This is a genomic window from Spirulina subsalsa FACHB-351, from assembly GCF_026130165.1.
Lineage (GTDB): Bacteria > Cyanobacteriota > Cyanobacteriia > Cyanobacteriales > Spirulinaceae > Spirulina_A > Spirulina_A subsalsa_A.
In genome coordinates this window covers 1-22600 of the sequence record NZ_JAIHOM010000001.1, presented here as the reverse complement: position 1 = coordinate 22600, position 22600 = coordinate 1, and the positions used below count along the sequence as shown (strand labels likewise).

The window sequence follows — 22600 nt, the reverse complement described above, 5'->3', positions numbered from 1 at the left end:
TCTAGAGATACATCACCTAGACCAGTAGGGGCGACCTTTCCAAAACACCCCGACAATGATTCCAGTTAGGGTGACACCGGACATCTGTAGGATGCCATAGGGGAGTATGGCACTTTTAACGATGACACTGACCAGTAAACAGAGGACTAACGCCCACAGAGTCCCACTATTTAACATTAAGTGCGATCGCTGTCTTTGAGCCAAGAGAACCCCTAACACCCCCAAACCTAACCCCACAAAAAAGGGCATGACTTCCTCCCAAGGCGGACTAAATAGAGGGGATAACAGGGTGTTAGCCGCCTCAGATTGCCTCAACACTAAGACTAAAAGCTGATCGGCGATTGTCCCCAATAGTACCGTCATCCCAGCCACCAAGAACAAGATAGACCAGGGTTGTTGCTTAAAATTATGCCAAGGGTTCATATCTAGAGAATAGGGAATAATTAATAATTTATAATCATTAATTATTAATTCTTTACACCAACTCAATCACACCAATTAATATATACTTCCCGAAAAACTTAGTCCGAGTCGCGTAGAGGTCAATGTCCATCACATGACGATTTTTCTTTTGCCCTTGACAACGACAAGAAAGGGTAGACGTAAACCCCTTAATACATTGGGAAAACTGATCCGCTACGACATGATAATGACGAGTGGAAACCAGCTTTAAAATGGAATCTAGGGCGACTAGCTCGCCAAAATCGTAGGCAAACATCTCCGCGACTTGATTATTGGCATATAAAAACTTGCCCGTGTCGGCAATAATGAACATTCCCAACTGAGATAAATCTCGTTCCCTTTCTAGATACTCCTCATCTTCGGCTTGGGATTTTTCCCGTTGTTGGTGTTCCTGCATATAGAGTCGGGCATTATCCAAGGCTAAGGCCATTTGAGTGGCGCACATTTGGATTAATTCGGCTGATTCTTGATTAAAATGCTCCGGTTTAGGGTGGGTGAGGGTGAGAATTCCCAACAACACTTTACCGCGTAAAATCGGCACACAAAGGGCAGAACCGACAGTATAGGGTTGATTGGGCAGTGTGACCCAGCGTTCATCCTGTTTCGTATCACGGACTAAACCAATTTGACGATGACGGACGACCCAGCCCGCTAAACCTTGGTCTAACACTTTGCCAATCAGAACATCGCGTTCTTCCCGCAGAGTAGCCCCTCGTGCTAAAACGCTTTCGGTGACTCGCCCTTCTTGATTGAGCAAAAATAAACTACTTTCTTCGGCCTCGGTGAGTTTGATGGAAATTTTAGTGGTTTGCAGTAACATGGAGCGCAACATTAGCCGTCCGGTAGCGGCCCGTCCCATGGAAATGAGCGATCGCACTAACTCATCTTGAGCATCAAAAGCCAGTTTAATTTTCTGGAGTTTCGCCTGTTCTTGACGCAGGGTTTCGATTTCCTGTATCAATTCGGCGGGGGACAGTTGGGAGAGGTCGCGATCGCTCATGATGTTTCGGTCACTCAAATAGGTCTGTGGACAGGCTCTTAATCTAAAGTTCCCTCCCCTCTGGGAAGATGCACCATCTTGAATTGTTGATCAATATTCAACTAAAGCTGACGCTGAAACTCTTCCAATAAATCCATTAAATCCACCTGACACTGTAGCGGCAATAAATCCCCTAAGGGAACCTCTCGTTTTCCCCCCCCAATTTTGACTGGGATATTGCTTAAAAGGCGGGTAACATTATCTTCATTCAAATCATTCTCGACCAGCAAGGGATAAACTTGTTGGGCGACTACAGTATGGAGTTTGGCATCCGTTAGGTACAGGTGCCATTTTGCCACGTCAATATAAACCACTTTGCCAATTTCGGCGGCTAAATTCTCGATTACTTCTGTCGTGTGAAAGTCAACCATCGGCTTTTAGAGATCGGATTTTACAGAATAGTCTGCGATCGCCATAATATAGACCAAATGGCACAACACCACCACGGCCCAAACCCCTGTTACCCAGATTACCCAGTCCCAGTTCGCTTGACGGACAATATCCACAAACCACAAACCGGAATTACAAGCGGCAAAAACCGCCACATGGAGGGCAAAATTCATCCGGTCATCTAAACGACGGTAAGCCGGATCATTGCGGTCAGGTTGACGAGGCCAACGGGGAGGCATAGGATTCTCCTTAATACAGTCGAAGGGGGCAACACTGGACAAGGCGAATCAGTGACCCCAAATCGTTCACGCATGAACTTATTATAGGGGAGAACGTCTTTCCTTCTCATACTCTCCCCTCCCCCATGACTCAACAAGTTGTCTGGCGGCACTATTTCCCCCAACTCCTCGATCCCCTGCGCGCTGCCTTTCACCCTCAGCAACTGATCCCCAGTGTAACAGCCGGACTGGTGACGGGCATTATTGGGGTCATTCGGGCGATTTCCTACGCGGCCTTGATTTTTTCTGGCAGTCTTTCCGTCTACCTCTCGGCAGGTATTGGCATGACGGTATTTAGTGCGGCGGTGGTGAGTGCGGTGGTGGCCCTAACTAGCGCCTTGCCGGGGATGATTGCCACCCCTCTGGCCGCCCCTACCGCTATTTTAGCCCTTATGGCAGGGTCAATTGCTCAAGACCTGCAAAACCAAGCCAGTCCGGGGGAAATCCTGATCACGGTGACAGTTGCGATCGCGCTGACCTCCTTTCTCACCGGATCTTGTTTATTCACCCTCGGCCAGCTTAAACTCGGTGATGCCATCCGCTTCATTCCCTATCCCGTAGTCGGGGGATTTATGGCCGGGACAGGATGGTTATTAGTCAATGGTTTTTTCCAAGTTACGACGGATTTTTCCCTCTCCTTTTATACCCTTGCCCAACTTTTTACGCCCCATTGTTTACTCCATTGGGGAGTCGGTTTAATCTTTACGCTGATTCTCCTGTTTATGTCCCAGCGCTTCAAACATTATTTAGTGATGCCGGGGACATTAATTAGCTTAATTGGAGTCTTTTACTTATGCCTTTTTGTCACCCAAACCTCTATCTACGAAGCGCGTTTAGATGGGTGGTTATTGGCAGAATTTCCTCAAGGAGGACTCTGGCAACCCTTGGGATTTTCTCATCTGGCTCAAGTCCAATGGTCAGCAATTTTTTCCCAACTGGGTGCGATGATCACCGTCATGTTAATTAGTTTACTTTCCTTGGTTTTAAGTAACAGCGGCATTGAGTTAGTGGTTGGGCAAGATATTCAACTGAACCGGGAGTTAAAAGCCATTGGATTAGCCAGTTTAGCCTCCGGGTTTGGGAGTGGAATGGTAGGCAATCAAGCCTTACCCAGTACCTTACTGGTTCACGAAATTGGCGGTCATAGTCGTTTAACTGGACTGTTTACGGCTGTTCCCTGTTTGGCAGTTTTATCTTTTGGGTCGGCTTTTTTGTCCTACTTTCCTAAACCGATTTTAGGCTGTTTATTGCTCTATCTAGGACTCTCTTTATTAATCCAATGGCTCTATCATGGCTGGTTTAAGTTGCCCTTAGTAGACTATGCTATTGTTTGGATTATTTTAATTACGATTAATAGTTTTGGCTTTCTACAGGGAATTCTCGTGGGGTTTATTTTCACGGTGATTTTATTTATGTATCAATACAGCCATGTTAATGTAGCAAAAGAGGTCTTATCCGGGGACATGACCCGCAGTAATGTAGAGCGCAATGCCGAGGAATTAAGCATCCTCAAGGAAAAAGGTCAAGGAATTTTTATCTTAGCGTTACAAGGGTTTCTCTTTTTCGGGACGGCGAATTATTTACTGAATCAAGTCAAACAGCGAGTCGAGAATTCTGAGTCTTTACCTGTTCAGTATTTAATCATTGATTTTGGTCGGGTGACAGGAGTAGATTCCTCGGCGGTTTTAAGTTGTAGTAAAATCCTAAAAATTGCCCAAAAACAGCAAATTCAACTGGTTTTTACTAATATTTCTCTAACTTTTCAGGAACAACTAGCTAAGGGTGGGGGATTGCAAAAAGAGGCGGATTTTTGCCACATTTTTCCCGATTTGGATCGAGGTTTGGAATGGTGCGAAACTCAGTTATTAGAACAGGCAGGCTGTTGTAGTTTTTCGGGGGATGAGTTCCAGCAACACTTGATGACGCTGTTTTTACAACAGCAACAGGTGGAACGATTTATGGGCTATTTACAGCCTCAAACATTCCCAGCCCAAACTTTTATTTATACTCAGGAAAATCCGGGAGATGCCCTTTATTTTATTGCCCAAGGTCAGGTCAGTGTTTTGTTAGAATTACCCAATGGACAAACCAAGCGGTTACAAACAGCTAAAGCGGGAAATTTGCTCGGAGAAATGCGCTTTTATGGCAAAAATCCCCTGTCTACTTCAGTGGTAGCAGATACGGATTGTCAACTTTACCGTTTAAGTCAAGAGGCTTTAAGCCAAATGCGTCAAGAATCCCCGGATCTCGCGGAACGATTGGGGGATTATATTATTCGCCTGTTATGTGATAGTTTGGCTAGACGGGAACAACAATTAAAGGTTATGCGTTGAACCACTTTGTTAAGATTTCCTGAATTTTTGTGGCAACTTGTTCCTCTGACCCGTTAGCATCAATAGGAATGATTCTCTGGGGAAATTGAGCGGCTAGGGTTCTAAAACCCTGTTGAACTCGTTGGTGAAAGGCTAAATCCGCTTGATCAAGGCGATCGCGTTTTCCCCGTTGGTGGGTGCGGGCTAGCCCTCGTTCCACTTCAACATCAAGCCACAAGGTCAGGGAACTTTCTAAACCTTGGCTGGCGATGCGGTTCAGTTGTTCAATTAAGGTGAGGTCTAAGCCTCTGCCATAGCCTTGATAGGCTATAGTAGAATCGGTAAAGCGATCGCATAAAATAATCGCTCCCTCGGCTAAGGCAGGTTGTAGAACTTCCGCCACATGGTGGGCGCGATCGGCGGCATAAAGGAGTAATTCTGTTAGATCCGGTATAGATTCCCCCTCTAGCAGAATGTGCCGCAAGGCTTGACCTAAAGGACTCCCTCCTGGTTCTCGGGTGACGAGAATGGGTGTATCTAGACTCAATTGTTTTTGTAACCACAGACGCGATCGCTCAATTTGAGTAGTTTTTCCAGCCCCTTCCCCCCCCTCAAAGACAATAAAATGTCCCGTCAAATATTGGGGTGGGCTGTTCGGTTGTATTCTGCTCATGATAGTTGGGCGGGTAAACGACTTTAATTTTTCCCAAATTTTCCTAACTTTCCCTCAAACTTAAAATATGGCCGAGATTTAGGCCAAGGACACATCGTCTTGAAGTCCAGTTGGTTCTGAGTTTGGGTGGATTTGATTGCCGTCAATTTTTTGTCCGGACGGGTCAAGATTTCCCCTGAAATAAGGGGTCAAATGTGTAAAGGACATCCCATTTTTGTAAAAAAAACCCTTCCCCTCCCGTGACGTTCTCGGTTCGTTCGATATGATGGAAGAGTTTAAACGATGTGATGTCTAGGGTCAAAGAAGAGAATATTTGATATGGCTCGCTATAGTTGTTCATTCAATATGCCCGGCCCCCTCGATCATCTCGTTCCGATGCTCGGTGAAGTCCTGCGCTCCTGTAACTTTGAGATCATCTATGATACAGGTGATTACATGATGGGACGAGAAATCCCGGGGCGCGTTTCCTTCGCTAAGTTGGTAACAGTTGAAGCACTGATTGATCGCAGTCGTGCGACTAATCAGGGGGTCAATATGAATTTTGTGATCAAAAATGAAGAGTTACCTCTTCAAACACAAAATCATTGTCGAGAAATGTTTGATCAAGTTACAGAGGCTATCGAGTCTCAAACTCAAGGCAAACTGCGTAAAACGGCTGATCCCACTCGTCAAGTCTAGTCGCGGCCCCCTTAACCTCCCCCTCGGGAGGAGGGGGTCGCGCCATGAAATGCCCCCACTGATTGAGGTGGGGGGGCTGCCCAGAAAAGTTGGGTTAGCTTGGGCTTGCTGAGAAAGTCTGCTGGCCGGAGAGTCGGGAATTAGCAAGAGTTTTGGTCTATGCCCTATTCCCTATTAGAGTTGAATCTTCTACCGCTCCCAATTCTACTCATCGGGACTAGATTCGTCAAAATCACCCATCATCATGGCTGGATCAATTAATGTGATGTCAAAGGGATCATCATTAGAAGCACTAGGCATGACCCCTCGTTGTCGGACTTGATAGATCGCGAAAACTTGAGGACCAAAAACAACCTCATCTCCATGTTGTAAAGAGTGATTGGTCTGATCTTGCAGTTTCACGCCGTTGATCAACAGTCCATTAACACTCCGTTTGCCGTTTTCGTCTCCATCGACGATCTCATAAAAGGATGTGCCGTCAGCCTGTAATCGTCGATTCAGGATCGCATGACGACGGGAGACAAACTGTGAAGACAGACGAATATCACAGCTTTGATCACGACCAATGGAGTATGAGGCCTCAATCAGAGGGACTGATCGCCTCCCTTTGTCATCTTCGATGATCAATAAATGCTCTTGATGCAGTTTTGCCGTTTTTGCAGCCATCAGTGAATGCTCTTGCGGTTAGGGTGTTGGCATCAATACTTGGACAAAGCCAAGTGACTTTTTCACCAAGAATGCCCAGAAAAAAATGGATATCTATTAAGTGGTTACTTGTTCTTCTATTTTGTCATATTCCTTGGCTTCAGTCTCGTTAAACCTCTGAAATTTGATTGAGGGCGATTTCTTTCCTTGGGAATGCTAGGCTTTCGCGTGGCGTTCCGTTGGCAAAGCCTGACCTGGGCGAAGCCTTCCGAAGGCAAGGAAAGGTCACGCTGCGCGATCGCACTACATCAAACCGGGTTGGGTTCGCCTTTATTTTACTTCAGACTGGCCGTTCTGGAAAACGGCTCAGGTTCTAAGTCACTAGGACAGAGCATCAAGACGGTTTGAGGGCAAAGCCTGAAGCCATTGGGGGCTAACGGGATGGAGTCCAACGATGTCGGCGCAATAGCAAGGAGTTGGTGACAACTAACACAGAACTCAGTGCCATAAATCCTCCAGCAAGGGGAGGACTGAGGGCGATCCCCTGACTAGGCAGCAGGACTCCTGCGGCGATGGGGATTGCCAAACTATTGTAGCTTAAAGCCCAAAATAGATTTTGGCGAATTTTCTTAAATGTGGCTTGACTGAGTTGAATGGCCTCTAATACAGGGTGCAGGGGAATGGCGACTCCTTGGGAAGCCATGAGGATAATGCTGGCCGTTTCCATGGCGATTTCTGTGCCGCTTTGCAGGGCAATGCTCACATCCGCCTGGGCGAGGGCGGGGGCATCATTAATCCCGTCTCCCACCATAGCCACGGGGGCGGTGGTGGGGGAATTTTGTAGGGTTTGCACAATGCCCGCTTTGGCGGAGGGGGAGACTTGGGCGTAGATTTGCTCAATGTCTAATTTTTGGGCGATCGCACGGGCGGCGGTGGGGCGATCGCCTGTTAATAACACCACCTCTAACCCCATCTCCTGTAACCCTTGTACTGTCTGGGCGGCATCCGGGCGCAGTTGATCGGCAACGGCGATTAAACCGCCATATTCCGAACCCACGGCTAAATAAATCACGGTTTTTCCCCCTTGGGCCAGGTGTTCCCCTTGGGCTTCCACCTCTTGAGGAATCCGAATCTGATGCTGTTCTAACCAGGCCTGATTACCCAATAACACCCTCTGGGGGCTACCCTGCCAGATCACTTGAGCCACCACCCCTAAACCCGCTTCCGTGTGGAAATGTTCCCCCGCTAATAATGGGAGTTCCTGCTTTTGGGCTTCTGCGACCAAGGCTGTGGCGAGGGGGTGGTTGCTGCCCTTTTCGACACTAGCGGCCAGTTGCAGCAGTTCTGAGGGCTGATAGAGGCCCCAGGGACAACAATCTGTCACCTTCGGTTGACCGACGGTGAGGGTGCCAGTTTTATCAAAGACGACGGTTTTAAGAAGGTGCATCTGTTCTAATACATCACCGCCCTTAATTAAAATCCCCCGTTCCGCGCCTAAGCTGGTGCCGACTAAGATGGCCGTGGGGGTAGCTAATCCCAAGGCACAGGGACAGGCGACAACTAAAACGGCGATCGCTAACTTCAAACTCAACAACACCGGGGAGGTCATAGTCATCCCATCCATCCCCGGCATACTGTGAGTTACAGAGGTTAAGACTTGAGGCCAGAGTTGGGTTCCCCACTGGCTCCAAAACAGGAAGGTAAGGGCGGCCAGGGCCATCACCCCATAGGCGAAATAGCCCGCCACCGTATCCACCAACTTCTGCACCGGGGCCTTACGAGTTTGAGCCGCTTCCACCGAGGCGATAATCTTGGCCAGAGCGGTATCTGAGCCGATTTGAGTCACACGGAGGGCGATCGCACCGGATAAATTCAACGTCCCAGCCGCCACCTTCGCCCCCACGGTCTTAAATACCGGAGTCCCTTCCCCCGTCAACATTGACTCATCCAGCGTCGTTTGTCCTAGGACAATTTCCCCATCCACCGGGATCTTTTCCCCCGGCAACACCTGCACCCATTCCCCGACGCGCACCAACTCCACCGGAATTTCAATCCCCCCCTCCTCGGGACTCTGGCCATCAGCCACCAAACGCGCCACCCGAGGCTGAAGCGCCATCAACTGTTCCAAGGCCGCCGCCGCCCGGCCGCGGGCATTCCCTTCCAAGGTACGCCCCAGAAAAATAAAGCCCAACAGCATCACAGGTTCATCAAAAAAGCATTCCCAGTTCAACTGGGGAAAGGCCAAGGCCACACAACTGGCCGTATAAGCACTTAACGTTCCCAAACCCACTAGAGTATTCATATTGGGCATTCGATACCACAAACCCCTTGCGCCATCGAGAATAATTTCTCGCCCCGGAATGAACAAAGCCAACGTAGCCAACGCCCAATGAAAGCCAATATCACTAATCACCGGGAGACGGGGCCCGCCCCAGTGGTCTAAATGGCCCAAAGCCGAAAAGAATAATAACAGGGCGGCCGTGATCAGTCGTTGGACTTGTTGCCGTTGTTCCTCTTGGCGACGTTCTGACCAGTTGGGCAGAGTCTGGGCTTCCCCCGCCCGGAGTTGACTGGGAAAACCCCGGGCTGTGAGAGTTTGGGCGAGACTCTCCGGTTGAACCGTTTGGGGGTCATACTGGATAACGGCCACTTGGGTGATTAAATTGACTTGGGCGGACACGACTCCCCCCTGTTGGGTTAATTGTCGTTCAACGGCATTTACACAGCCTGCACATTTCATCCCGGCAACATCTAGAGTCGCGGTGGTCAGAGGTCGGGTTTCTGTTGGCGTGGCCTGACCGAGGAAAGGTTTGGAGACAAGTTGCATAACAGTAATATGACGGGTCAGCGTAAAAAATACTATTGGCGAGTTGGTTTTCCCTTGGGGGTTTTGATCGCCTGTGAAGTAGCTTTAAGGGTGACGGTGGGGTTAGGGAGTCCCCCCCTGAGTCAGGCGGATTCCCTCATGGGGTATCGCTTCCAACCGAACCAGAATCTACAACGCTTTGGCAACCAAATTATCTATAACCAATATTCCCAACGGTCTAATCCTATCACCCCCCAAAAGCCGCCTGATACTCTCCGCATCCTGATGATTGGGGATTCTGTCCTCAATGGGGGCGCGATTCTAGACCAAGGGGAAACGATTTCGGGGCAGTTACAAGCTAAATTTGACCAAGCGGGCATCCGGGCGGAGGTGTTGAATGCTTCGGCGGGGTCTTGGGGGATTGGGAATCAATTGGGCTATGTTCAACGGTTTGGCTTCCTCGATAGTGACCTGTTGATCTTACAAATCGGGACTCATGATCTGATTCAACCGACTAGCACGGGCGATCGCATTGGTTCGGATCCTAACTACCCCACCCAAAAACCCCTCCTCGCCCTTCAGGAATTGATCACCCGTTACCTAATGCCCCATCTCTTGCTGCAATTGGGCTGGTTTGCTCCCACGAGCGAAATTCCCGCCACTACCCTCCCCCCTCAGCAACAATTTGAGGAGAATCTCGGAGATTTGCAAACCCTGCTGAATCTCGCTCAACAGGAGAATATCCCGGTTTTGGTACTCTATACGCCGGATTGGGTGGATGTCTTGCCCCAACCTAGCACTCCCACCTATAAACCCCCCTTTGTGGAGTTTCTGACGGCTCAGGATGTGGGGTTGATTGATACCCATGAGGATTGGGGTCAACTTCCCCCGGAGCAAGTGAGTCTGTATTTTCGCGATAGTGTACATCTGACGGCGTTGGGGAATCAACGCATTGCTCAACTGCTCTGGAACAGTCTTTGTGTCAATAGAGACACAAGCGCTGCACCCCTTTGTTCTGATTGAGGGGAAATGATTATTAAAGAACCCGAGATTTTCTGAATCCATCCGTAGAATACAAGGTGTATCCCATTGGAGGGTCTGAATGAATTCAGATGACCGTGAGATACGTTGTTTAGGAGGTAGAAATGTTACCACAACCCCCCACGGAGAAGATCATGAAACGAGTTACCGGAGCCTTTGCCCTCATTGATAGCTTGAAACGGCATGGCGTAAAACATATTTTCGGTTATCCCGGGGGTGCAATTCTACCCGTTTATGATGAAATGTATCGCGTCGAGGCGGAGGGCGGTTTACAGCATATTTTAGTCCGCCATGAACAGGGCGCGGCTCATGCGGCGGATGGTTATGCCCGCGCTACGGGGCAGGTGGGGGTGTGTTTCGCCACGTCGGGTCCCGGGGCGACTAATTTGGTCACAGGTTTAGCAACGGCAATGATGGATTCTGTGCCGATGGTGGCTGTGACGGGACAGGTGCCGCGAGCTTTGTTGGGAACTGATGGGTTTCAGGAAATTGATATTTTCGGCATTACCATCCCCATTGTGAAGCATTCTTATATGGTGCAACACGCGGCGGAAATTCCCCGCATTGTGGCGGAAGCGTTCCATATTGCGAGTAGTGGTAGACCGGGGCCGGTGTTGATTGATTTTCCCAAGGATGTGGGAACGGAGGAGTTTGATTATACGCCCATTGATCCGGGGGTGGTTCAGTTGACGGGTTATCGTCCCACGGTGAGGGGGAATGTCCGGCAGGTGAGACGGGCGTTAGAGTTGATTTGTGCTAGTAAGCGGCCTCTGTTGTATGTGGGTGGAGGTGCGATCGCCGCAGAAGCCCATGCTCAGGTGAAACAGTTGGCGGAACATTTCCATATCCCCGTGACTACAACGTTGATGGGTAAGGGGATTATGGATGAATCTCACCCCTTGGCTTTGGGAATGTTGGGGATGCACGGCACGGCCTACGCCAATTTTGCCGTGGGAGAATGTGATTTATTGATTGCCCTAGGTTCTCGCTTTGATGACCGGGTGGCCAGTCAACAGGAAAATTTTGCTCGGGATGCCCAGGTGATTCATGTGGATATTGACCCGGCGGAAATGGGCAAGAATCGCACTCCTGATGTGCCGATTGTGGGGGATGTGCGGGAGGTGTTGGTTCAACTGTTGGATGAGGTGGCAAAGCAACAAATTGAGTTAGAAGACTCCCAAACTCAAGCTTGGCTGGGGCGCATTGCGGAATTAGAGGCGGAATATCCTCTGGAAGTTCCCCACCCTACGGGAATTTTATCCCCTCAAGAGGTGATTGTGGCTTTAACTCGTCAATGTCCTGATGCTTATTACACGACCGATGTGGGACAGCATCAAATGTGGTCGGCTCAGTTTTTGAATACTAAACCTCGTCACTGGATGTCTAGCGGTGGGCTGGGGACTATGGGCTATGGACTCCCGGCTGCAATGGGGGTGAAAATGGCGTTCCCGAATGATCCTGTGATTTGTATTAGTGGGGATGGCAGTTTTCAGATGAATATGCAGGAAGTGGGTACTTTGTCTCAGTACAATATCGGGGTGAAGGTGGTCATTTTGAATAATGGTTGGCTGGGGATGGTGCGTCAATGGCAGCATATGTTTTATGGCGATCGCTACGAGGCGACGAATTTGGAAATGGGGATGCCCCAGTTTGCTAAGTTGGCGGAAGTCTATCAGGGGATTAAGGGGATTACGGTCACGGAGCGGGAGGAGTTAAACGGTGCGATCGCCGAAATGTTAGCCCATGATGGTCCGGTCATCTTAGATGTCCGCGTCAATCGCACGGAAGACTGTTATCCTATGGTTGCCCCGGGTCATAGTAATAGTGACATGATTGGCTTACATCCTCGCTCTGGGCAGGTACAAAGTTAGGGAACCGTTATAGATTGAACGGCAGTAGTGATCTAGTTCCCCACCTCCTGTCCGGGTGGGAAAATATTAATAATCCCACATCCATAGCCAACCTATCTGAGTCGTGGCAAAAAAGGCTCGCCTAGAATCGAAATAGGACAATAGCCCAGAGTTCACGTCTCATTAGGACTAGCTATAGAAGATGTGGGTTTTCTTGCAGCGAAAATAGTGATTGACTGGGTTTAGATAGTTTATTTATACCAATAAAAACTTCTAAAGTCAGAATTATAATAGAGTGGAGGATAAATTATGGGAGATCAATAAAATAATGGCTCAAAAAATTGCCCTCTTTAATCATAAAGGTGGAGTGAGTAAAACCACAACTACTTTCAATCTTGGCTGGATGTTGGCATCAAAAGGCAAAAAAGTCATTCTAGTAGACACTGACCCACAGTGTAATTTAACAGGTATGGCTTTAGGGGCAATTCCCCAGAATGATAACGATCTAGACGAAACAATTGAGGAGTTTTATAATAATACCACTTACTCTAACATTAAAACAGGTCTAGCTTCGGCATTTGAATCTCAACCAAAACTAATTGAAGCCGTCAATTGTATTCCCTTAGTAGGTCAAGATGGACTCTTTTTGTTACCGGGTCATGTTGGCTTGGCAGAATATGAAGTAACCTTGGGGATTGCTCAACAACTTACAGAGTCGATTCAAGCACTTAAAAATATACCCGGTTCTATCAACTATTTATTACAAAAAACGGCCGAAAAATTTAACGCAGATTATATTTTAATTGATATGAGTCCTAGTTTCAGTTCAATTAACCAAAATTTGTTAGTAATTAGCGACTTTTTTATTATTCCAACAACGGCTGATTTCTTTTCAGTGATGGCAATTGAGTCTTTAGCTCGTATCTTACCAAAATGGTTTGATTGGGGTAAAAATGCCAGTTCAAAGCAAATCTTAAAAGATGCTAATTATCCATTCCCTGATATTAACCCACGTTTTTTAGGGACAATTATTCAAAACTATCGGATGCGTAAGGGTACAGAAACAGTTGCTTTTCAGAAATGGATTCAAAGAATTGAAACTGATGTATCGAATGAGTTAATTCCGGCTTTAAATGGCAAAGGAATGATTTTAGATAAATCCCTGTACCAAAATCTTGAAGTTTATCCAAGCTATACCCTGCAAAAAATTCCCGACTTCAACAGTTTAATTGCCTTATCACAAGAGTATAACACGCCGATTTTTGCTTTAACTACTGAGCAGTTAAATTCTGCTAAATGGTACGGTAAAGTGTTAGATACGGCTGAAGAAAAACAGCAATACTTTAAGAGAATTTTTGCTGAACTTGCTGAAAAAGTTATAGCATTAACTACATAAAATTATTATCACTTCAAGGTTAAAATCTGATGTTATGAACTCAGCAGTGGAACAATTTAGAATTAGTATTGCTCGTGTTCGAGATTTAATCTCTATTTATAACTCTATGAGTTCACAGGTCACTGCGGTTCTGGATTTATCAGATATTTTGCGTGCTGCTTTAGTTCTAACCGTCAGTGCTTTAGATTACTATGTCCATGAAGTTGTAACACTGGGAATGTTAGAGATTTATAGAGGTCAACGCTCTGAACCCATCTCTTCTAGGAATCAATCTAGTTCGGCTTTTGCTCGTTTTCAAGTATCTCTAGGAAATGCAAGAACAGAAAGATTAATTGCTCTAGATATTGCCAGTTGGTTAGAAGATGAAATTCGGGAAAATCAAGGTTCTGATTTTTTAGAACAATCCTATTCTGTGTCTGATTTTATCCCTATTTTATCGAGCAGTCTGAGCCGTCGATTAAATCAAGATTGTTGGCTGGAAGATGAAATTAGAGTACGCTTAGGATATCAAAGTTTTCAACAGCCGGAGAAAATAGCAGATGCCATTAGACTGATTTCAGATAAAAAACTTTGGGACGAAGTTGCAACCCATTTGGGAAAGCAGACACAAGAGGTTAAACAACAATTAAGTTTAATTGTAGACCGTAGAAATAAAATTGCTCATGAAGCTGATATTGATCCAACTTTTGGCATTGGAGGACGCTGGGAAATCAATCCGGAAATGGCTAATGATACGGTTGACTTTATTGAGCAGGTCGTTGAAAGTATTCACCAAGTTCTAGAAAACGATTAAACGGGGAGTTTAAGACTCGCGACGGGTTAAATTTTGGCGGTTGCGGCGGGCTATTTGTTGGCGCGGAAGGACGGCTAAGGGAGAGCGTAGGATGCCTTCTTGTTCCAGTAAGTAGAGGGTTTCTAGTTCGCTCAGACGGGTGACGCGCCCGATGAGGGACTGTTGAGGCTGCCGGGCGAGGTGGGGGTGTATTTGGCGACGGTTTCCAGTTGTTGGGTGGCGATGACGCTATTTCCGGGAGCCTCGGAAAATATCGCACAATCTTGACAAATTACCCTCTCTGTGCTAAACAAAGCCAAAGATGAGCCACCTTAAACCGTTCCCACCTTAGCATCTTGTTGTTGATAGAGCGCTTGATAACGACCTTGGAGAGCCATTAACTCCTCGTGGGTGCCGTGTTCCACCACAGATCCCGCGTCCATCATCAGGATAATATCAGAATGGCGCACAGTGCCGAGACGGTGAGTAATAAAAAACACAGTGCGATCGCCAAATCGTTCCGCCAAATTCCGACAAACTTGTTGTTCCGTGGGATAATCGAGGGCGCTGGTAGCTTCATCAAGGACGAGGAGAGAGGGACGTTGTAAAATAGTGCGGGCGATCGCAATTCGTTGTCGTTGTCCCCCAGAAAGCGCGGCACCCCGTTCTCCCACCCGGGTATTATACCCCGCCGGAAGGTTCATAATAAACTCATGGGCGGCCGCAATTTGAGCCGCTTCGATAATTTCCTCACTACTCGCGTCAGGATTATTCATAGCAATATTTTCCTGCACCGTGCCATCAAACAACAGAGGATCTTGTGGCACCACCCCAATTTGTCGCCGCAGGGAATATAATTCCACCTTAGCCACATCATAGCCATCCAATAAAATCCGCCCCGACTCCACATCATATAAACGGACTAATAACTTAGTGAGGGTACTTTTCCCCGCCCCACTTTTCCCCACAATCCCCACAAAACTCCCACTGGGAATATCAATATTAACATTCACCAATTGCAGAGGCGCATTACTCTTAAACCGGAAAGAAACATTCTCATATTTCACATGACCCACAATAGGAGGCATGGGGATATTTCCCCGATCCTCTTCCCCCTCTTGGGGCGTGTCCAAAATATCCCCCAAACGCTCCAAAGAAAGGGCGACCTCTTGGAAATTTTGCCACAATTGGGCTAAACGCAGTAACGGATTAGTCACATAACTGGCAATAATCCGAAAAGCAATCAGTTGTCCTAAACTCAGTTGCCGATCTAAGACCAAATAAGCCCCAAACCATAACACCAACAAGCCCGAAAACTTATTAAAAAAACTACTAAAGGAACTCGCCAAAGTTGAGGTAATCACCGTTTGAAAACCCGCCGTCACATAACGAGCATAATATTCTTGCCAACGCCAACGGGAGCGTAATTCAATATTCTGGGCTTTCACCGTTTGAATCCCCGAAACCACTTCCACCAGATGGGATTGAGTTTGGGCATTGCGTTCCGCTTTCGTGCGGAATTGTTGACGAATAATCGGCGAGAGAACCACACTTAAAATCACAAAGAGGGGAATGGTGGCTAATGCCGCAATGGTTAACTGCCAACTGTAGAAGATCATCACGGCAATATAGACCACCGAAAAGATAGAATCCAGAACTACAGTTAAAGCCGTTCCTGTGAGAAAATTGCGAATATTTTCCAGTTCATTGACCCGACTCGATAACTCCCCAACGGGACGTTTATCAAAGTAGCGCAGGGGTAAACGTAACAGGTGATCAATAATTTCTGACCCTAACCCCATATCAATGCGGTTAGTTGTATCCACAAATAGATAAGTGCGGACAGTGGTGAGGATGGCTTCTAAAACAGCCACCCCGACTAAAAATATGCCCAAAACCTGTAATGTATCTGGGCTATTTTGTACAATGACTTTATCAATAATGACCTGAATAATGAGGGGATTAGCTAACCCAAACAGTTGGACAAAAAACGAGGCAATAAACACCTCGATTAACACACTGCGATACCGCCATAAAGCCGGCCAAAACCACTGAAATCCGAACCGTTGGGTGGGGGTTTCTTTCGTCGGTTGCAACAGGAGAACAGACCCCACTTCCTCCCAAGTATCGAGGAAATCGGCTGGTTTGCGGCGTAAAATGCCCAATTCCGGCACCGCAATCACTAACTGGCGATCGCTAATTTCATACAAAATGGCTAAACTCTCCTGCCACACCACCAAAGCAGGCCCTTGTAAACGGGTGACACTCTTGGCAGGCAGTGTCACCAGTTGGGCATTGAGGCCAATTAACTCCGAAATCGCCCCGGCCGAATAGAGAGAAATTCCCCCCTGACGCTGTACCTGCTCCGTGACCACCCGACGGATCACATCCCGACGGAAAGGCATATTAAAATACTGACTCAGCATCTGAAAACAGGCCACAGTCCCATCCACCATGCCCCCACCCCGCACAAAAGGGTAACGATGGCGGCCCCGTTTCCGTTCCCGAGGGGCTTCTGTGGCCGCTTCCTCCACCTCTGGGGCGTAGGGGATATCCTCCCCCCTTGCCCGCCCTTGTGGGGCCTCAGAGGCGAGATTAGCGGGGTCTGGGGGAACAAATTTAGAGGGTAGGGGGGGCAGATGCTCCTGATACATCGTCCGCAGATGCTGTTCCCGAAAACCGAGAAACCGGGCCGGTAAACTCCCCCGCACTTGAATTTGTTCTTCCCCGGGGGGCAATTGGAAGCGCTGCCCAACGGGGTGATTCATCACTTCCCCTCCCCCACTGACAAACCACAGCCAATCCGACTGTAAGAGGGGGCGTACCATTGGATTTTGTACATTGGTTTTGCCCGGGGGCAGTACACAGACTTGACATTGTGCCGTCAGAGGTTTAGCCAACAGTTTGACATCATCAATGCCCCGGAGGGGAATGGGCAGATCCTCCGTCGTCCCAATTTGATAACTGAGGACGGCAAAAATTTCTGCGATCGCCGCCTGATTTTGGAAATAATCGGCAAAAGAGGGATACTCATTCAACAGTTGAAAAAACCCCCGTTGATCTAAAGTCAAACAGAGGGTTTCCGTCGAAGCAATCACCGTTTCGCAGCCCACACCGCGCAATAGACCCGCCGGCCCCACCGTTTCCCCCTTTTCTAGGAGGGCTAGAGTTAAGGGCATTTGGGTATTGGGATCATAACCTAATAACCGCGCCTGACCTTCTGCAATGAAAACGATCTGACTGGGCAGTTTATCCCGTAATAGAATCGTTTGCCCCATACGATAGCGCAGGGGTTGGAATTGCTCCCCCAAGCGGCTTAAAACGTTGCTTGGCAGGAGATTATAGGGGGGATATTGGGCGAGAACGGCTTGAATATCCGTCGCGGTTAAAGTCATAAAAAAACAGTGATCAGTAATCAGTAATTCTATAGATTCGTAGGTTGGGTGAAGCGACAGCGCAACCCAACAAGGTCGGGAGTCGGGAGTCGGGAGTCGGGGAGCAGGGGAGAGGGGGAGCAGGGGAGCAGGGGAGCAGGGGAGAAATTATCAATTATCTATTCCCTATTCCCTATTACCTGTTCCCTAGCCCCACGAGTAGAGTTATTCTGCAAACCCTACCTACAGCCCAAACTAGCCCGCGTCGCGATCCCTGTTGTGGGATTAATCCCTTCGGCCCGTTCACACATTAAAGAGACTTGATACCGATCTAAGATAGCACCGGAAAAGTCAGCCCCGGTGATGGTCGCGTCAAAAAAGTGACTACTGGTGAGCATGGCATCGGTGAAAATGGCATTGGAGAGATTCGCACCACTAAAATCCACGCGATCGCCAAAAGTTTCCGTTAAATCCACCCCCGTTAAATTAGCATCCAAAAAAATCGCCTTGGTTAAAATCGAAGCCCGTAAATTCGCCCCCGCAAAATTCGCCCGTCGTAAATCCGCCCCCGCAAAGACTCCCCGTTCTAAATTCTGCCCCGAAAAATTCCGCTCCTGTAAATCCGTCAGGGCGTAGTTAATCTTACCCACTTGCCCCCAAGCGGGGCGCGCATTGAGGACTAGCCAGCCCCCCGTTAATAAAAGGAGCAAAACTAATCCTACAATGCGCTTTAACCAAATATTAACTCTCTGTTTCATCCTGATTCTGTCCTAGGAGATCATACCAATCAGCCCCCACGCGGATGGTAATTTCTGAACCTAGATCCCCCGTTGAATTCGCTTCAACACGACCGAAACCTAAGGCCGTTTGCAGCGCTTGGGCCGCATTGCGATCGCCCTGTTGAACAATAATCTCCGTAGTCCGTAAGGGGCGGGCGAAATCTCGGTTCGAGTAGTAGATATTGTGGAAGCCCTGTTTATTCAAATATTCTACCGCCTTTCTCGGAAGCTCAGAATCCTCGCTAGCGTTTTGGATGGCAATGCGTACCCGTTTGGGATCTCGCTCCCGGGGGACTCCCGATGTTCCCGTTTGATCAAAATACTCCGCCACCACGCGATCGCGCCCTTGACGGGACATAATCCAATAACTAATCCCCTCAAACTCGCTCACATCGCTAAAGCGTCCCGGTAATAAAACCATGCGGATATTATCCCGATCTAAACTCATGCCAAAGTTCACTAAAGCCAGAACTTCTTCTAAACTCAAATTAGTGTCAATGTACTGTAGCATCAGTTGTATGGCCTTCGGCAGACGAGGTAACACCGTAGGATGTTCTAAACGTTCCCGCAACGCCTTTAATAAAACCTGTTGGCGTTGAACTCGTCCAATATCCCCATACTCATCCATCCGGAAACGGGCAAACTGTTCCGCTTCATCCCCATTTAACCGTTGCCAACCCGGTTTCAGGTCAATTTTCAAATTTTGGGTACGATCTTCATAGACCATGGGCTGAGGAACATACACCTCCACCCCACCGACGAGATTCACTAACTCCTGAAACGCATCATTGGTAACACGCACATAACGATCAATCGGAACATCATTTAACGTGCGACTCACCACCTGCATCGCCAGTTGTGGCCCCCCGTAAACATTAGCCGCGTTGATTTTACCCTGACCCACCCGAGGGATAATCACCTGAGTATCTCGGGGAATTGACAACATCCGTAAACTGTTATCCGTCGGGTCAAAACGCAGCAGAATCATGGTGTCCGTGTTGCCACTAAAGGCCTCATCGCTGCCATCTTCCGCCTCTAATACCCGGTCAATCCCCATCACCAAGATATTCACCGGGCGCTCTACTTTGTACTGGAAAAGGGGCGGAATGGCCTTGGTTTTCGCCTCCTCAATGCTCGTAGTCCCGGCCGTAGCTGCTTCTTCCTTAACGCTGAACATCGGCAGGGAAGGCAGGGGTCCAACCATCGCCAAAATCGCCCCCACTGCGGCGGAAAACGTCGCTACAGTGAGAAACGTCACCCCCCAGATCATTTTTAACCCGACAGGGACTTTCCGGGCTTTAGGGGAGCGTTTTTCAGATTTTCTGCCCTTATTTAAGGACAACTGATCAAGGTTTTTACCGGGAGTTTGGACGGAAGAATCTGTCCTACTGTCGGTTTTTCCTTCTGGGAGACTTTTGGGTAGCATATCCATGCTGTCTTTCACCGTCACCTCAACACCATCAAAACTTTAAGTACGAGTTGATCATAGAACCTATGTTCTAGGCTGCTTAAGCTTAAGCGGGAACTGGGGGTTTAAACTTCACTGCTATATTCAATCTCAAGGTGGATTATAACGCCCTCTTGAGATATTCTGCGCAGAACTTACAATTCTCTGAGTGAAGTCCTTGGGTAAGAGGGAACAATGAATAATTATCAATTATTAATTCTCAATTTCCCCCTCTTACAGTTTACTGATGACTGATAACTGTTTACAGCACTAGATCCCCCAACACAGGATAGGATGGGGAAAAAGAATGAAGGTTGTTGAGCGCATGAGTCAATCATTAATTCCAGTCATCCTCGCGGGGGGAAAAGGTGAACGGTTTTGGCCCTTAAGTCGGAGACAACGACCGAAACAGTTTCTGAGTTTAGACGGTAGTGGTCGGAGTTTACTACAAGCTACGGCCGACCGATTACTGGAGATGGCCGGAGGATGGGATAAACTTTGGGTGATTACTTCAGCGTTAATTGCTGAGGGAGTCCGGGAACAATTGCCGGAATTGCCCGAGGAGAACCTACTGGTGGAACCGGAAGGACGAGATACAGCCCCGGCCGTGGCTTGGGCGACCTTGGAGGTGGCGAAACGGGAAGGGGAGGAGGCGGTGATTGGCTTTTTCCCGGCGGATCATTGGATTGGGGATCAGACTGCCTATTGTGCCACATTAAAGGCGGCTGCTAGGGTTGCGGCCGAGGAGGAGGCGATTGTAACGTTAGGGATTAAGCCGGCTTACGCTTCAACAGGCTACGGCTATATTGAACAGGGGGAGAAAAAGGGGGATTATGGCGGATTGCCTGTGTATCGGGTGAGTCGCTTCACGGAAAAACCCGATCTGACCACGGCGGAGCAGTTTATTGAGACGGGTAAGTTTAGCTGGAATAGTGGGATGTTCATTTTCCGGGCGAGTGTGGTCTTAGGGGAGTTGGCACAATATGCCCCCCATATTCTCAATCCTTTGAGGGAACAGGGGAAAGGGGCTTACGGAAGCTTGGAAAAGAAAAGTATTGACTACGCGCTGATGGAAAAAACCCAACTGGCCTATGTGTTACCGGGGGATTTTGGCTGGGATGATTTGGGGGATTGGAATGCCATTGAACGGCTGCTTAAGGGGGAGGCGGCTAATGTGGAATTAGGGGATCATGTGGGACGGGATACCCAAGGGGCTATTATCTACGCCAGTGATGAACAGGAGACGATTGTGACCATTGGGGTGGAGGATTTGGTGATTGTGCGCGATCGCAATGTTACCCTCGTCGCCCACAAAAGCCGTACCCAAGAGATAAAGCAAGTCCTTCAACAACTCAAAGATCATCCCCGAGTTGATGAGTTGTTATAACTTAAAGGGGAATAAATTCCCCTGAGTCGTTTTTCCTCTCAGGTCTAAAGACACTGAGTTTCCAAACTCCCACCCTTTTCTTATGAACTCCCCCCAACCCTGATCGGCCGGGGGTGTCACCAACTATCGTTAACTTAAACCCGATTCCGATCGGTCAAAATCTCGTAGCCATCGGGGGTGACTAAAACCGTGTGTTCAAACTGTGCCGAGAGGGATTGGTCTACTGTCACCACCGTCCAGCGATCGCGCAATACCCGAGTCACCTTAGACCCAGCATTAATAATCGGTTCAATGGCCAAGGTCATCCCCGCTTTTAACTTCACATTGGGCAACTGCCGCGTCCGAAAGTGAAAAACCGCCGGTTCCTCATGGAGATTGCGCCCCACACCATGCCCCGTGTAATCTTCCACCACACTATAACCCTGTGCCTTCACATGATCTTCAATTGCCCCAGCAATATCTAACAAAAAATTCCCCGCCTTAACCTGTTCAATCCCCTTATATAACGACTCTTCCGCCACCCGAATCAACCGCGCTGCCTCGGGACTCACCTTGCCCACAGCCACCGTAATACAAGAGTCTCCATGATAGCCGTCCTTAAAGGCCCCTGTATCGATTTTCAGGACATCTCCCCCTCGAATGACCTTTTTGGGGTTCGGGATGCCATGCACCACTTCCTGATTGATACAGATACAAATGGAAGCGGGAAAACCATGATATCCCTTAAAACTCGGAACCGCCCCCATTTCCCGAATCCGTTGCTCGGCATAATCATCTAAATCTGCCGTTGTCATCCCCGGTTGAACCCGTTGCGCCAACTCCTTAAGCACCGTCGCCACAATCCGGCTCGATTCTCGCATCCGTTCAATTTCCACCTCGGATTTAATCTGAATCCCGCTACGCTTCTTTTTCAGGGGGGGCAAGGCCTGAGTTGAAGGAGATGGTTTTTTATGAGACTGTAATATATTGTCTAATATCTTCATTGGTATCCAGTTAATTTGTCCTAGGAGGGGCAGAAACCCCTTTGCTCATTACTATTTGCTGATCAGAGATGGCTTTTCGCCATAACTTAATGAAGCTCGCCCCACCTGCCTTGGGCGAGGTGGGGGTGTCAGTGCTAACCCGAGACTATATTGGTCCACAGTTGACACTCCTCGGCCTAAAGGCACGAGGATTCTTGGTTCACAGACTCGCCATAACCTAGCAGGATTGCTCCAACCAGGCTAGAGGGCAAATCTCCCCAAGCTTTAGATCCGGTATGCCCTACCGTA

General features: G+C 48.3%; 19 protein-coding genes and 1 pseudogene. 7 read left to right on the top strand and 13 right to left on the bottom strand.

Annotation, left to right across the window (positions count from 1 at the left end; translation table 11 throughout):
* Positions 1-12: 12 nt before the first annotated feature.
* The 4 genes from K4A83_RS00095 to K4A83_RS00080 all read right to left on the bottom strand — a co-directional run bounded on the left by K4A83_RS00095 (position 13) and on the right by K4A83_RS00080 (position 2130).
* Entirely contained in the window at positions 13-489 is a 477-nt protein-coding gene (locus K4A83_RS00095) for a hypothetical protein (RefSeq protein ID WP_265262329.1), read from the bottom strand.
* Positions 476-1462, bottom strand: coding sequence for a GAF domain-containing protein (locus tag K4A83_RS00090; RefSeq protein ID WP_265262328.1), 987 nt, complete (start codon positions 1460-1462; stop codon positions 476-478). The genes K4A83_RS00095 and K4A83_RS00090 overlap by 14 nt, the downstream gene beginning before the upstream one ends.
* A 101-nt stretch (positions 1463-1563) precedes the next feature.
* Positions 1564-1872, bottom strand: a complete 309-nt coding sequence (locus tag K4A83_RS00085) for a DUF3181 family protein (RefSeq protein WP_265262327.1) — start codon at positions 1870-1872, stop codon at positions 1564-1566.
* 6 nt (positions 1873-1878) lie between these two features.
* Entirely contained in the window at positions 1879-2130 is a 252-nt protein-coding gene (locus tag K4A83_RS00080) for a 2TM domain-containing protein (RefSeq protein WP_265262326.1), read from the bottom strand.
* Positions 2131-2255: 125 nt separating this feature from the next.
* Between K4A83_RS00080 and K4A83_RS00075 the strand changes: the two genes are divergently transcribed.
* Positions 2256-4502, top strand: a complete 2247-nt coding sequence (locus tag K4A83_RS00075; RefSeq protein WP_265262325.1) for a SulP family inorganic anion transporter — start codon at positions 2256-2258, stop codon at positions 4500-4502.
* On the opposite strand, the gene tmk is transcribed toward K4A83_RS00075, so the two are convergent.
* The gene (gene tmk, locus K4A83_RS00070) at positions 4492-5154 is read right to left on the bottom strand and encodes a dTMP kinase (protein WP_265262324.1); all 663 of its coding nucleotides are present in this window, start codon (positions 5152-5154) and stop codon (positions 4492-4494) included. The two genes, K4A83_RS00075 and tmk, sit on opposite strands and share 11 nt — an antisense overlap.
* A 318-nt stretch (positions 5155-5472) precedes the next feature.
* Between tmk and K4A83_RS00065 the strand changes: the two genes are divergently transcribed.
* Positions 5473-5832 (top strand): hypothetical protein, encoded by a 360-nt coding sequence (locus K4A83_RS00065; RefSeq protein ID WP_265262323.1) that lies wholly within the window; start codon positions 5473-5475, stop codon positions 5830-5832.
* A gap of 204 nt (positions 5833-6036) precedes the next feature.
* Here K4A83_RS00065 and K4A83_RS00060 read toward each other — a convergent pair whose 3' ends face one another.
* Positions 6037-6498, bottom strand: a complete 462-nt coding sequence (locus K4A83_RS00060; RefSeq protein WP_265262322.1) for an FHA domain-containing protein — start codon at positions 6496-6498, stop codon at positions 6037-6039.
* Between the two features lie 412 nt (positions 6499-6910).
* Complete coding sequence (locus K4A83_RS00055; RefSeq protein ID WP_265262321.1) at positions 6911-9304, bottom strand: heavy metal translocating P-type ATPase; 2394 nt, start codon at positions 9302-9304, stop codon at positions 6911-6913.
* A 9-nt stretch (positions 9305-9313) separates the two neighbouring features.
* Between K4A83_RS00055 and K4A83_RS00050 the strand changes: the two genes are divergently transcribed.
* The 4 genes from K4A83_RS00050 to K4A83_RS00035 all read left to right on the top strand — a co-directional run bounded on the left by K4A83_RS00050 (position 9314) and on the right by K4A83_RS00035 (position 14363).
* Entirely contained in the window at positions 9314-10306 is a 993-nt protein-coding gene (locus K4A83_RS00050) for an SGNH/GDSL hydrolase family protein (protein WP_265262320.1), read from the top strand.
* A gap of 122 nt (positions 10307-10428) precedes the next feature.
* Positions 10429-12195: a biosynthetic-type acetolactate synthase large subunit gene (ilvB, locus tag K4A83_RS00045; RefSeq protein WP_321160981.1), complete on the top strand. Its 1767-nt coding sequence runs from the start codon at positions 10429-10431 to the stop codon at positions 12193-12195.
* A gap of 307 nt (positions 12196-12502) precedes the next feature.
* Positions 12503-13570, top strand: a complete 1068-nt coding sequence (locus K4A83_RS00040; protein ID WP_265262319.1) for a ParA family protein — start codon at positions 12503-12505, stop codon at positions 13568-13570.
* 34 nt (positions 13571-13604) lie between these two features.
* Positions 13605-14363, top strand: coding sequence for a HEPN domain-containing protein (locus K4A83_RS00035; protein WP_265262318.1), 759 nt, complete (start codon positions 13605-13607; stop codon positions 14361-14363).
* Between the two features lie 131 nt (positions 14364-14494).
* Here K4A83_RS00035 and K4A83_RS00030 read toward each other — a convergent pair whose 3' ends face one another.
* The 4 genes from K4A83_RS00030 to K4A83_RS00015 all read right to left on the bottom strand — a co-directional run bounded on the left by K4A83_RS00030 (position 14495) and on the right by K4A83_RS00015 (position 19921).
* Positions 14495-14662: a hypothetical protein gene (locus tag K4A83_RS00030; protein ID WP_265262317.1), complete on the bottom strand. Its 168-nt coding sequence runs from the start codon at positions 14660-14662 to the stop codon at positions 14495-14497.
* A 12-nt stretch (positions 14663-14674) separates the two neighbouring features.
* The gene (locus K4A83_RS00025; protein ID WP_265262316.1) at positions 14675-17737 is read right to left on the bottom strand and encodes a peptidase domain-containing ABC transporter; all 3063 of its coding nucleotides are present in this window, start codon (positions 17735-17737) and stop codon (positions 14675-14677) included.
* Between the two features lie 218 nt (positions 17738-17955).
* Positions 17956-18474: a pentapeptide repeat-containing protein gene (locus tag K4A83_RS00020; protein WP_265262315.1), complete on the bottom strand. Its 519-nt coding sequence runs from the start codon at positions 18472-18474 to the stop codon at positions 17956-17958.
* Entirely contained in the window at positions 18458-19921 is a 1464-nt protein-coding gene (locus tag K4A83_RS00015) for an LCP family protein (RefSeq protein WP_407809763.1), read from the bottom strand. Before K4A83_RS00015 ends, K4A83_RS00020 begins: the two co-directional genes overlap by 17 nt.
* A 346-nt stretch (positions 19922-20267) precedes the next feature.
* On the opposite strand from K4A83_RS00015, the gene K4A83_RS00010 reads away from it, so the two are divergent.
* Positions 20268-21329 (top strand): mannose-1-phosphate guanylyltransferase, encoded by a 1062-nt coding sequence (locus K4A83_RS00010; RefSeq protein ID WP_265262313.1) that lies wholly within the window; start codon positions 20268-20270, stop codon positions 21327-21329.
* A gap of 134 nt (positions 21330-21463) precedes the next feature.
* Here the strand turns inward: K4A83_RS00010 and map are convergent, their stop codons facing one another.
* Complete coding sequence (gene map, locus K4A83_RS00005) at positions 21464-22312, bottom strand: type I methionyl aminopeptidase (RefSeq protein WP_265262312.1); 849 nt, start codon at positions 22310-22312, stop codon at positions 21464-21466.
* A 176-nt stretch (positions 22313-22488) separates the two neighbouring features.
* Positions 22489-22600: pseudogene (locus K4A83_RS22915) on the bottom strand (RNA-guided endonuclease InsQ/TnpB family protein); the annotation flags it as partial.

Bases quoted from the DNA above. Each gene is read 5' to 3' on its own strand.
- K4A83_RS00040 (WP_265262319.1), top strand. From the start codon at position 12,503: ATGGCTCAAAAAATTGCCCTCTTTAATCATAAAGGTGGAGTGAGTAAA.
- K4A83_RS00085 (WP_265262327.1), bottom strand. From the start codon at position 1,872: ATGGTTGACTTTCACACGACAGAAGTAATCGAGAATTTAGCCGCCGAA.
- K4A83_RS00015 (WP_407809763.1), bottom strand. From the start codon at position 19,921: ATGCTACCCAAAAGTCTCCCAGAAGGAAAAACCGACAGTAGGACAGAT.
- K4A83_RS00090 (WP_265262328.1), bottom strand. From the start codon at position 1,462: ATGAGCGATCGCGACCTCTCCCAACTGTCCCCCGCCGAATTGATACAG.
- K4A83_RS00065 (WP_265262323.1), top strand. From the start codon at position 5,473: ATGGCTCGCTATAGTTGTTCATTCAATATGCCCGGCCCCCTCGATCAT.
- K4A83_RS00010 (WP_265262313.1), top strand. From the start codon at position 20,268: ATGAGTCAATCATTAATTCCAGTCATCCTCGCGGGGGGAAAAGGTGAA.
- K4A83_RS00025 (WP_265262316.1), bottom strand. From the start codon at position 17,737: ATGACTTTAACCGCGACGGATATTCAAGCCGTTCTCGCCCAATATCCC.
- ilvB (WP_321160981.1), top strand. From the start codon at position 10,429: ATGTTACCACAACCCCCCACGGAGAAGATCATGAAACGAGTTACCGGA.
- K4A83_RS00020 (WP_265262315.1), bottom strand. From the start codon at position 18,474: ATGAAACAGAGAGTTAATATTTGGTTAAAGCGCATTGTAGGATTAGTT.
- K4A83_RS00080 (WP_265262326.1), bottom strand. From the start codon at position 2,130: ATGCCTCCCCGTTGGCCTCGTCAACCTGACCGCAATGATCCGGCTTAC.
- tmk (WP_265262324.1), bottom strand. From the start codon at position 5,154: ATGAGCAGAATACAACCGAACAGCCCACCCCAATATTTGACGGGACAT.
- K4A83_RS00075 (WP_265262325.1), top strand. From the start codon at position 2,256: ATGACTCAACAAGTTGTCTGGCGGCACTATTTCCCCCAACTCCTCGAT.
- map (WP_265262312.1), bottom strand. From the start codon at position 22,312: ATGAAGATATTAGACAATATATTACAGTCTCATAAAAAACCATCTCCT.
- K4A83_RS00050 (WP_265262320.1), top strand. From the start codon at position 9,314: ATGACGGGTCAGCGTAAAAAATACTATTGGCGAGTTGGTTTTCCCTTG.
- K4A83_RS00055 (WP_265262321.1), bottom strand. From the start codon at position 9,304: ATGCAACTTGTCTCCAAACCTTTCCTCGGTCAGGCCACGCCAACAGAA.
- K4A83_RS00035 (WP_265262318.1), top strand. From the start codon at position 13,605: ATGAACTCAGCAGTGGAACAATTTAGAATTAGTATTGCTCGTGTTCGA.
- K4A83_RS00060 (WP_265262322.1), bottom strand. From the start codon at position 6,498: ATGGCTGCAAAAACGGCAAAACTGCATCAAGAGCATTTATTGATCATC.